We start from the raw sequence: 9,951 nt of genomic DNA, 5'->3' as shown, positions 1-9,951 counted from the left end.
TTCACGGTGGAGAGCCTGTCGCCCCACCGCGTGCTGGCCGTGGACGCCGACGAGGAGTTGCAGCCGCTGGACGGCCATCTCTTCCGCGACGAGCGCGCCGCCTATGACGGGGACGGGGCTGACTTCGCCGCCGTCATCCTGGAGAACCTGCGCACGGCCGGCGTCCAGCAGGCCCACCGGGAGGGGCGCATCGCCTTCACCGCCCTGACCGGCTGGCCGGGGCGCTACATCTCGGCCGAAGGGGTCTATCTGGAGGCCGAGACGGGCGTCGAGCGGCGGGCGGGCGTCTTCATCGGCCCCGAGTTCGGCACGGTGGCCCGCGCCGACCTGGTGGCCGCGGCGCGCGAGGCGGCCGAGGCGGGCTTCGACGTGCTCGTCGCCTGCGCCTTCAACTACGACGCCCACTCCAGCGAGTTCGAGCGGCTGGGCCGCATCCCGATTCTCAAGGCGCGCATGAACGCCGACCTGCACATGGCCGGCGCGCTGGCTAACACCGACGCGGGCAACCTGTTCGTCATCTTCGGCGAGCCCGACATCGACATCCGCGCCGCCGGCGGCGATCAGATCGAGGTGGAGATTCGCGGCGTGGACGTCTTCCATCCCCAGTCGGGCGAAGTGCGCGCCTCCGGCCCGGACGACATCGCCTGCTGGTTCATCGACAGCGACTACAACGAGGAGAGCTTCTTCGTCCGCCACGCCTACTTCCTGGGCATGAACGACCCCTACGGCGCGCTGAAGACGTCGCTGCGGGCGGAGATCGACGCCGAGGCGTGGGAGAGCCTCTACCGCACCGTCTCGCGCCCCTTCCCCCGCCCCGCCACCGGCCGCATCGCGGTGAAGGTGATCAACCATTTGGGGGATGAGGTGATGAAGATTTTTTCGGTGGATTAGTGGGCGAGGCGATTGATTGAGTAAGTCGCGCCGGGCCGCTACTGTCTATGTTCGATAGCTCCCACTTGACAAGCAGGCGAACGTAACTTAGGCTGTCACATGATGAGGATCGGCGCGCCCTCTGTGCCAGGGGGGCGGCCGGCCGAGTTCCGGTTGGGCGGCGTACAAACTGTTGATTGACGCCTTCCGCACCGTAGGTCGCTGCCGGCCCCGGTGCGCGAGGCGATGGACGCGCCGGCCGGCCCCCGACGGCGTTTCAGGACTGCGTCGCGGCGGAGCGGGGAATACCCGTGACCGGCGGCGACTACTAAGAAGAGGTGTCAAGATGTTCTCGCCAGCCAGAGCACTGCCGTCCACATGCGACCCAGCCGACCCGGCGACGTGTCTGTATACGTCCGATCTGGCCTACGACGTGGGCGACATCGACCAGGTAAGCCTGATCGACAGCGCCCGCAATCACTACGAAATCCCGCTGGTCATTCGCTATCCCGTGGGCGCGCCCGGCCCTCGCCCGGTGGTTATCTGGCATCACGGCGGCTTCCCGTCGGAGCGAGGAGCCACGCGGAGCGAGGAGTGGAGTTGTAAGCTGGCCGCGGCCGGCTACGTGCTCATCCATCCCGCGCGGGCGCCCATCGCCGATCCGACGCCGTTCGAGGCCGAGTGCCGGGACAATGGGTTCGCGGATCCCGAGCGATGCGCCGGCTGGATAACGCAGCTTCGCTATGGCCCGCAGAACACCCATTTCCTGATCGACCACCTGGCGGATGTCGAGGCGCTGGATCCGGCGCTGGCGGGGATGCTCGACGCGACACAGATCGTGGTGGCCGGCCACTCGGCGGGGACGGCGTCGGTGCTGGCCAACGCGGGAGCCAGCCAGCAGTGGGAGCCGAACGGCCCGGTCTATAATGAGCGCAACGACGCGCCCATCGCTTTTATGGCTACTGGCCCTCAAGGGCCGATGTACGCCGGCTTCTCGTCCGGCTTTCAATCGCCGGGCAGCCACCGGGGGGTGACGACGCACAGCTTCGCCGCCATCGAGCGGCCCTTCCTGTTCATCACTGGCGTGGGGGACGAGACGGGCGAACCGCCGGAGACGCGGGTGACGGCCTGGCTGACCTCGCTACCGGGCAACAAGGCGCTGGTGTGGGATACGGTGGCCGAGGCGGTACACGAGACGATGGACATCGATAAGTGCAACACCCCGCTGCGCGCCGAGCATTGTGAGTGGCTTGGCTCGGCGGGCCTGGCCTTTCTCGATGCCGTGGTTCGCCGGCGGCCGGAGGCGGAGGAGTGGATGCGTTCGGACGCGCTGTCAGTGCTGAGCGGTGGGGCGATTGAGTTGCATCGGCGGTGAGGGTAATGGAAAGGGGACAGGCAAGGCGCGGGTCGGCCGTCCGCGGTCAGCTCGCACTATCCACCAAAACCACCACCCCCAACCCCAACAACGCCCCCTGCACCAGCCGGCCGGTGGGCAGGGTCAGGTCGTAGTGGTAGTCGCCCGCGCCGCGTTCGACGGAGCCGATGGCGTCGGGCAGGTCGGCCGGGTCGGGGTCGACCGCCAGCGGCAACCCGTCGGGCGCGTCGTAGAGCACCAGCAGCGGCCCATCGGCCTCGCTCCAGCACAACCCCAGCCAGCGGTTGCCCTCCACCTCGATCAGCAGCCGCGTGAAGGGCCAGACGATGCCGCTGCCCGACGGAGGCGGCAGGCTCAGCGGGGCCGTGCCGCCGGTGGACGGCCGGATGGGCGCGGTGATGAGCGCGTAGACGGCGTGCTCATAGATGAGGGCGTAACTCTGCTGCTTCTCCGGGCGGCGGTCGCCGGCCCGCGGTAAGTCCATCGAGGCCACCCGCTCGCCGTCGGGGCGGGCGAAGTGGACTTGCGGCGGCCCCGCCTGCGGCAGCCAGCCGCTGCCCTGGTCGGCCACCAGCAGCAGTTGGTCGGAGCGGTCGTACAGATGATAGCGGCGGGAATGCTCGCCAGGCGCGTGCAACCGGCGAATGCGGTAAGTGACCATGATGGGGGCATTGTATCGCAAATGCATCGTGGCGCACTTACGTTTGTGTGCAGGGGAGCAGGGGGGCGGGGGTGCGGGGGAGAAAGAGCCTGTTGGCCGGCGTTCTTTGCTCCCCTGCGCCTCTGCGCCCCCGCTCCCCCGCCCGCGCCTTAAATCCCTCGATTCTTTAAGACGCCCACTCGAACAGTTGTGTTATACTCGCCCCCATGTCGGGGACCACAACCGCCGCGCACGAACATCAGCCTTTCGTCCATCTGCACGTCCATAGCGAGTACTCGCTGCTCGACGGCCTCAGCCGCATCGAGCACCTGGCTCGCCGGGCCAAGGCGCTCAACCAGCCGGCGCTGGCCCTGACCGACCACGGGGCCATGTTCGGCGTCATGCCCTTCTATCAGGCGTGCCAGAACCACGGCGTCAAGCCCATCATCGGCATCGAGACCTACGTCGCCGCCCGGCGCATGACCGACCGCGACCCCCAACTCGACCGCGAGCGCACCCACCTGCTGCTGCTGGCCGAGAACCAGACCGGCTACCTGAACCTGCTGCAACTCGCCAGCGGCGCGCAACTGGATGGCTACTACTACCGGCCGCGCATCGACCTCGACTTCCTGGCTGCGCACAGCGAGGGGATCATCTGCACCACCGGCTGCATGGCCGCTGAAGTGCCGCGGGCCATCGGCGCGGGCGACATGAAGAAGGCCCACGACCTGATGGGCCGCTACCTCGACATCTTCGGGCCGGAGCGCTTCTTCATCGAGTTGCAGGAGCACAGCATCCCCGAACTGACGGCCATCAACAAGATTCTGGTCGAGGAGATGCAGCCGCGCTACAACCTGCGCTTCCTGGCCACCAACGACGTGCACTACACCACGCCGGAGGAAGCGTCGCCCCACGACGTGCTGCTGTGCATCCAGACCGGGGCCACGGTCAACGAGCAGCGCCGCATGCGCTTCACCGACACCGGCTACTACCTCAAGTCGCGGGCGGAGATGGCCGCGCTCTTCGGCCACGTGCCCGGCGCGCTCGACAACAGCTTGCTCATCGCCGAGATGTGCAACGTGAACCTGAATACCAAGGGGTATCACCTGCCCATCTTCGACGTGCCAGAGGGATACGACGCCCACAGCTACCTCTGCCATCTGTGCGAGACGGGGTTGGCCCGGCGCTACGGCGAAGAGCGAGCGCGGACGGATGAGACGCTGCGGACGCGGCTCGACCACGAGTTGCGCATCATCAACCGCATGGGCTTCGACACCTACTTCCTGATCGTCTGGGACCTGTGCGAGTACGCCCGGCGCGCCGACATCTGGTGGAACGTGCGCGGCTCCGGCGCGGGGTCGCTGGTGGCCTACACCCTGGGCATCACCGGCATCGACCCCATCGGCAACGGCCTCATCTTCGAGCGCTTCCTGAACCCCGGCCGCGTCTCCATGCCCGACATCGACCTGGACTACCCCGACGACCGGCGGCACGACATGGTGCAGTACGCCGTCGAGAAGTACGGCCAGGACAAGGTCGCCCAGATCATTACCTTCGGGACGTTGGGCGCGCGGGCGGCCATCCGTGACGTCGGCCGCGCCCTCGACATCCCCCTGCCCGACGTGGACGCCGTCGCCCGCCTCATCCCGGCCATCCCCGGCAAGCCGGCCAAGATCGTCAACGTCCTCGACAAGGAACACGAGTTTTACTCGGCTGACCTGGAGCAGAAGTACAAGGGCGACCCGCGCATCCACGAACTGATCGACACGGCCAAGCAGCTGGAGGGGGTGTCCCGCCACGCCAGCAGCCATGCCGCCGGCGTCATCATCTCCGACAAGCCGCTCGTCCAGTACGTGCCGCTGCACCGGCCGACCAGCGGCGAGGCCGGGTTGGGCGGCATCCAGTCCGTCAGCCAGTGGCCGATGGAGATCATCGAGAAGATCGGCCTCCTGAAGGTAGACTTCCTGGGGCTAAGCACGCTGACCATCATGCGCAAGGCGGCGCAACTCATCGAGCAGCGCCACGGCGTGCGCTACACCATGGACAACATCCCCTACGACATCGGCCAGTGCGGGCCGGGCCAGGACAGCGACAAGGGGATGGAGAAGGCGTTCGACATGCTCGGCCGCGGCGATGTGCTGGGCGTCTTCCAGGTGGAAGGCTCCGGCATGCGCAAGCTGATGATGGACATGAAGCCGCGCCGCTTCGACCACATCATCGCCGCCATCTCCCTCTTCCGGCCGGGGCCGATGGAGAACATCCCCGAGTACATCCGGCGCATGCACGCCGCGCTCAACGAGGGCAGGGACGTGGCCGCCTACCACACGCCGGAACTCAAGCCCATCCTGCAGGACACCTACGGCATCCTCGTCTACCAGGAGCAGATCATCCGCATCGCCGCCGAACTGGCCGGCTATGAGCCGGGCGAGGCGGACATGATCCGCAAGGCGGTGTCGAAGAAGAAGCGCGACCTGATGGATCAGCACCGCACCCAGTTCACCAACGGGGCGATGCAGCGCGGCTTCTCCAAAGAGGTGTGCGACGCCATCTGGGGCGACATCGAATTCTTCGCCCGCTACGGTTTCAACAAGGCCCACGCCGCCGACTACGCCGTCATCTGCTGCCAGACGGCCTACCTGAAGGCCCACTACCCGGTTGAATACATCACCGCCCTGCTGACCGTCGATCACGACGATACGGAGAAAGTCGCCAAGTACGTGACCGACGCCCGCCGGCTGGGCATCGCCGTCGCCCCGCCCAGCCTGAACCGGGCCAGGCTCGACTTCACCATCGAGGACGGCCAGCGCCCGACCATCCGCTACGGCATGGCGGCCATCAAGAACGCCGGCGTGGCCGCGGTGCAACTCATCATCGACGAGCGCGAGGCCAACGGGCCGTACAAAGACCCGGCCGATTTGGGCGACCGGATCGACCTGCGGCGGGTGGGCAAGCGGGCGCTGGAGTCGATGGTCAAGGTGGGCGTCTTCGACGAGTGGGGCACGCGCCCCCAACTGCTCGATGCGCTGGATAGGCTCGTCGGCCACAGCGGCACCACCCACGCCGCGGCCGAGGTGGGCCAGATGAGCCTCTTCGGCGGTGGCAACGGCGCGGCCGTCAAGGTCGATATTAACCTGATCCGGCCGGAGAAGGACGTGCCCGCCATCGAGCGCCGGCAACTGCTCGACTGGGAGAAGGAACTGATCGGCGTCTACCTGTCCGAGCACCCGCTGGAGGCGCGGCTGGCCGACTTGCAGAGCATCATCACGGCGCGGACGGGCGAGCTTGATTCCAACTGGAACGGCAAGGGCGTCACCCTGGCCGGCCTCGTCGCCGGCGTGCGGACGCTGAACACCAAGAAGGGCAAGCCGATGGCCTTTGTCACGCTGGAAGATTTGGACGGCAAGATCGACCTGGTCTTCTTCCCCAAGCCGTGGGCCACGTGCCGTGAGATGGTGCAGCCCAACCAGATCCTCGTCGTGCGCGGCCAGGTGCAGGCGGAGAGCGAGGCCATCTCCATCCTGGTCAATAGCGCCCAGACGAAACTGACGGTGGCCAAGGACGCCGCCCAGGCGCGCGCGCCGTGGGACGATGGAGGAACCGCCGAAACCGAGTTTCTTGGAAGAAACTCGGTTTCTATGCCCGACTACCCGCCGCCCGACGATTACGGCTATCCGCCGGATTGGGATTACGCGCCCAACAGCCATGGCGCGAACGGCCAGCCGAACGCTCGCCCCGCGCCCGCCCCGGCGCGCCACATCGCCGAGCCGGCCGCCCGCTACGCCACGCCCGCTCTGGCCGGCGACGGCCCGGCTCTGCCGCCCGACGACGAGGATGATTACTTAATGATAGACTACGCGCCGATTGAGGAAGAAGCGCCGACCCGGCCCGACCCGGCGGCCGTGGAGGAGGCGCAAGAGCCGCCGCCTCCGCCGGTGGTGGAGATGCCGGCCGACAGCGGCCAGTCGCCAGTGGTCAGTGGTCAGCGGGCGGACAATGGAGGCGGGGCTGCGATCGGCGGCGGCCTGCCAGCCACGGCCAACGGCCAGCCGCTCCCGCCCGAACTACCCCCCATGCCCTCCAAGCTCCTCGTCGTCGAGATCAAGGCGTCGGGCAACTGGAAGGACACGTGCCGGCAGGCGATCAAGCTGGCCGGCCGGTTCGAGGGCAACGCCGCGCTGCGCCTCCAGTTGGCCGGGCAAGACCTGGTGATGGACTTCCCCAACCACCGGACGGACGCGGCGATTGAGCTGATTGAGGCGTTGGAGCGGGTGTCGGGGGTTAGCCGTGTCTACGAGCGGTAGCGGTTGTAGCGCGGGATGGCATCCCGCATCTTCGCGCAGGCAGACGCGGGATGCTATCCCGCGCTACAACCGTCGTCGCGCCCGCACAATCGCCTGCCGGATCGGCGCAACCCGCACCAGCAGCAACAAGCCGATAATCCCCGCGAACAGCAGCGGTTGGGCGTAGGCGTTCTTCACCAGCCAGAGGTAGTGGACGACGGCCAGGCCGCCGATCAGGTAGACGAGTTGGTGCAGCCGCTTCCAGCGCTTGCCAAGCCGGCGCTGCGACGCTTTGGTGGAGGTTAGCGCCAGGGGGATGAGCAGCAGGAAGGCGATGAAACCGACCACGGCGTAGCGGCGCAGGATGATCTCCTCGGCCACCAGCCGGAACATGAAGCCGTAATCCAGCCCGACGAACAGCAGCAGGTGAATGCAGACGTACATAAAGGCGTACAGGCCCAGCGGCCGCCGCACGATCTGCGCTTGCTTCCAGCCGAAAATGATGCCGGCCGGCGTGCAGGCCAGCGACAGCGTCAGCATGATGATGGCCGCCTTGCCGGTGCGCAGGATCATGGCCCGGATAGGTTCCGGGCCGAGCAGACCGAACCAGAAGTCGAAGATGAGCCAGGCCAGCGGGAAGAGGCCGATGGCGTGGTAGGCGACGCGCAACAGGCGGCGCTGCGCCTCGCGGGAGAGCCGCCGCGGCTTGCGCCCCGGCGCGATGGGGGTGGGTTCGACCCGCTCGGTCATGCTTCACTCCTGAGAAAGAAGCTCACGCAAAGAGCGCAAAGGACGCCAAGAACGCAAAGGAAGATCGTCTTTTTGCGTTCTTGGCGCTCTTCGCGATCTTTGCGTGAGTCTCTTCCATCCTAATAATTACGCGCCAGGTCCATGCCCGCGTACAGCCCCGCGACCTGCTCGCTGTAGCCGTTGAACATCAACGTCGGCCGGCGGCCGGCGTCGCCGATGCGCCGCTCGGTGGCCTGCGACCAGCGCGGGTGGTTGACCTCCGGGTTCACGTTGGCGTAGAAGCCGTACTCGTTGGGCGCGGCGACCATCCACAGCGACTGCGGCGTCTCGTCGGTCAGCTCGATCTTGACGATGGACTTGATGCTCTTGAAGCCGTACTTCCAGGGTACGACCAGCCGCACCGGCGCGCCGTTTTGCGGCAGCAACGCCTCGCCATAGAGGCCAGTGCCGAGAATGGCGAGGTCGTTCATGGCCTCGTCCAGCCGCAGTCCCTCGACGTAGGGCCACTCGAAGAACGGGCTGCGCTGACCGGGCATATTGTCCGGATCGTAAATGGTCTCGAAGCGGACGTACTGGGCGTTGCTCGTCGGTTCCACGTCTTTCAGTAGCGCGGCCAGCGGAACGCCCAGCCAGGGGATGACCATCGACCACCCCTCGACGCAGCGCAGGCGATAGACGCGCTCCTCCTCGCCCAGGGCGCGCAACTCGTCAACGTCATAGGTCTTGGGATTGTTGACCATGCCGCTGACCATTACCTGCCAGGGTGAAGTCGGAAAATCCTTGGCCTTGCCGGCCACGGCTTCCTTGCTGGTCGTGAACTCGTAGAAGTTGTTGTAGTTGGTGACGGCCTCGAAGCTGGTCAGCGGGTCACCCAGCTCGTCGGTCTGGCCGGGGACAACGGCCGGCGTGGCCGTCGGGACGACCGTCTCGCCGGGCGCGGCCGTCGGCTGTTGCCGTTGGGAGACGCTGCTCTGGCCGCGCAGATCGGTCTTGGGCGCGCAGGCGGCCAGCACCGCCGCCCCGGCCGCCGCGCCAGCCGCAGCTATGAAGGCTCGCCGCGACAGGTAAAGATGTTGCGGCGTGATCTCGGAAGAAGGTATTTCGATTCCCGTGCGTTTCTTGATCAGCATCTTCGACTCCTTGACTCTCCCTTTATACGCGCAGAGATGTGGTGTGCATCTATCTCCTTACCATACGCTCCATTCTATTAAACTTCGGTTCAGAAGCGTAGAAGTGAACAGTACGCAGTAAACAGTAAGCAGTAAGCAGTAAGCAGTGAAGAGTGAACAGCGGACACTGACCACTGCTTACTGACCACTGACCACTATCTACTGCATGAGAGCCACGTGGGGGAAAGTGGCGCGGGCGGCGGGGAGACGGTACTATTGGCGGCTGCATGCATCCGCCTAAGGGGGGAGTAAGTGCCGCAACGGTCCATACCGCCGAAGTTTTCAGCAAAGATAGGAGCTTTGAGAAATCGATAATGAAGAAGAGATTTGTGGTTCCCGTGTGGGCCGTACTGCTCACGATTGCGCTGCTGTTGGCCGCCTGCGGCCCGGCTACCCCACCGGATGAGGCCGACGTAACGCCCGCCGCGACGGCCGAGGCCGAAGGCGAAGCGACCGCCGAGACCGAAGTCACCGGCACGGAAGAAGTGACGGGGCCGGGCGTCCCGACCGTCGAAGGCCCCATCACCGATACCGAGAGCGGCCTGCGCCTGGTCGAGATCACCGAAGGTGATGGCCGTACCCCCGAAGCGGGCGACATCGTCACCATGAACATCGTCGGCATGCTGGAAGACGGCACGATCTTCGCCGACACCTACAGCGAGGGCGCGCCCATTACCGCCACGGCCACCGATGAAGATCTGTTCCCCGGCTGGACGGAAGGGGTGCTGCTGATGAAAGAGGGCGGCAAGTCCCGTCTCATCATCCCGCCCGACCTGGCCTTTGGCGAGGAAGGAGCCGGCGGCATTATCCCGCCCAACGCCACCATTTACATGGACGTGGAACTGCTGACGGCCGTCGCCCCGCCCG

The 9,951-nt window shown here is 66.4% G+C and carries 6 protein-coding genes and 1 pseudogene; 4 read left to right on the top strand and 3 right to left on the bottom strand.

What is annotated here, in order from left to right:
* A pseudogene (locus ACE3UY_RS05720) lies at window positions 1–891 on the top strand (site-specific DNA-methyltransferase); the annotation flags it as partial.
* A gap of 325 nt (window positions 892–1,216) precedes the next feature.
* Window positions 1,217–2,245 carry an alpha/beta hydrolase family protein gene (locus tag ACE3UY_RS05715; RefSeq protein ID WP_374686589.1) on the top strand — a complete coding sequence of 343 codons (1,029 nt, stop codon included), beginning with the start codon at window positions 1,217–1,219 and terminating at the stop codon, window positions 2,243–2,245.
* 46 nt (window positions 2,246–2,291) lie between these two features.
* On the opposite strand, the gene ACE3UY_RS05710 is transcribed toward ACE3UY_RS05715, so the two are convergent.
* Window positions 2,292–2,933, bottom strand: coding sequence for a hypothetical protein (locus tag ACE3UY_RS05710; protein ID WP_374686588.1), 642 nt, complete (start codon window positions 2,931–2,933; stop codon window positions 2,292–2,294).
* 179 nt (window positions 2,934–3,112) lie between these two features.
* Between ACE3UY_RS05710 and dnaE the strand changes: the two genes are divergently transcribed.
* Entirely contained in the window at window positions 3,113–7,186 is a 4,074-nt protein-coding gene (dnaE, locus tag ACE3UY_RS05705) for a DNA polymerase III subunit alpha (protein WP_374686587.1), read from the top strand.
* Between the two features lie 63 nt (window positions 7,187–7,249).
* Here dnaE and ACE3UY_RS05700 read toward each other — a convergent pair whose 3' ends face one another.
* Together ACE3UY_RS05700 and msrP are read right to left on the bottom strand one after the other, a co-directional pair.
* Window positions 7,250–7,915 (bottom strand): sulfite oxidase heme-binding subunit YedZ, encoded by a 666-nt coding sequence (locus ACE3UY_RS05700; RefSeq protein ID WP_374686586.1) that lies wholly within the window; start codon window positions 7,913–7,915, stop codon window positions 7,250–7,252.
* A gap of 119 nt (window positions 7,916–8,034) precedes the next feature.
* Window positions 8,035–9,045 carry a protein-methionine-sulfoxide reductase catalytic subunit MsrP gene (msrP, locus tag ACE3UY_RS05695; protein ID WP_374686585.1) on the bottom strand — a complete coding sequence of 337 codons (1,011 nt, stop codon included), beginning with the start codon at window positions 9,043–9,045 and terminating at the stop codon, window positions 8,035–8,037.
* Window positions 9,046–9,398: 353 nt separating this feature from the next.
* Between msrP and ACE3UY_RS05690 the strand changes: the two genes are divergently transcribed.
* The coding region (locus ACE3UY_RS05690; RefSeq protein WP_374686584.1) for an FKBP-type peptidyl-prolyl cis-trans isomerase at window positions 9,399–9,951 on the top strand (553 nt) is incomplete at its 3' end.

The organism is Promineifilum sp. (SeqCode) (assembly GCF_041918635.1).
GTDB lineage: Bacteria > Chloroflexota > Anaerolineae > Promineifilales > Promineifilaceae > Promineifilum.
The sequence above is the reverse complement of the archived record's forward strand: the minus strand, read 5'-3'. Positions and strand labels throughout refer to the sequence as shown.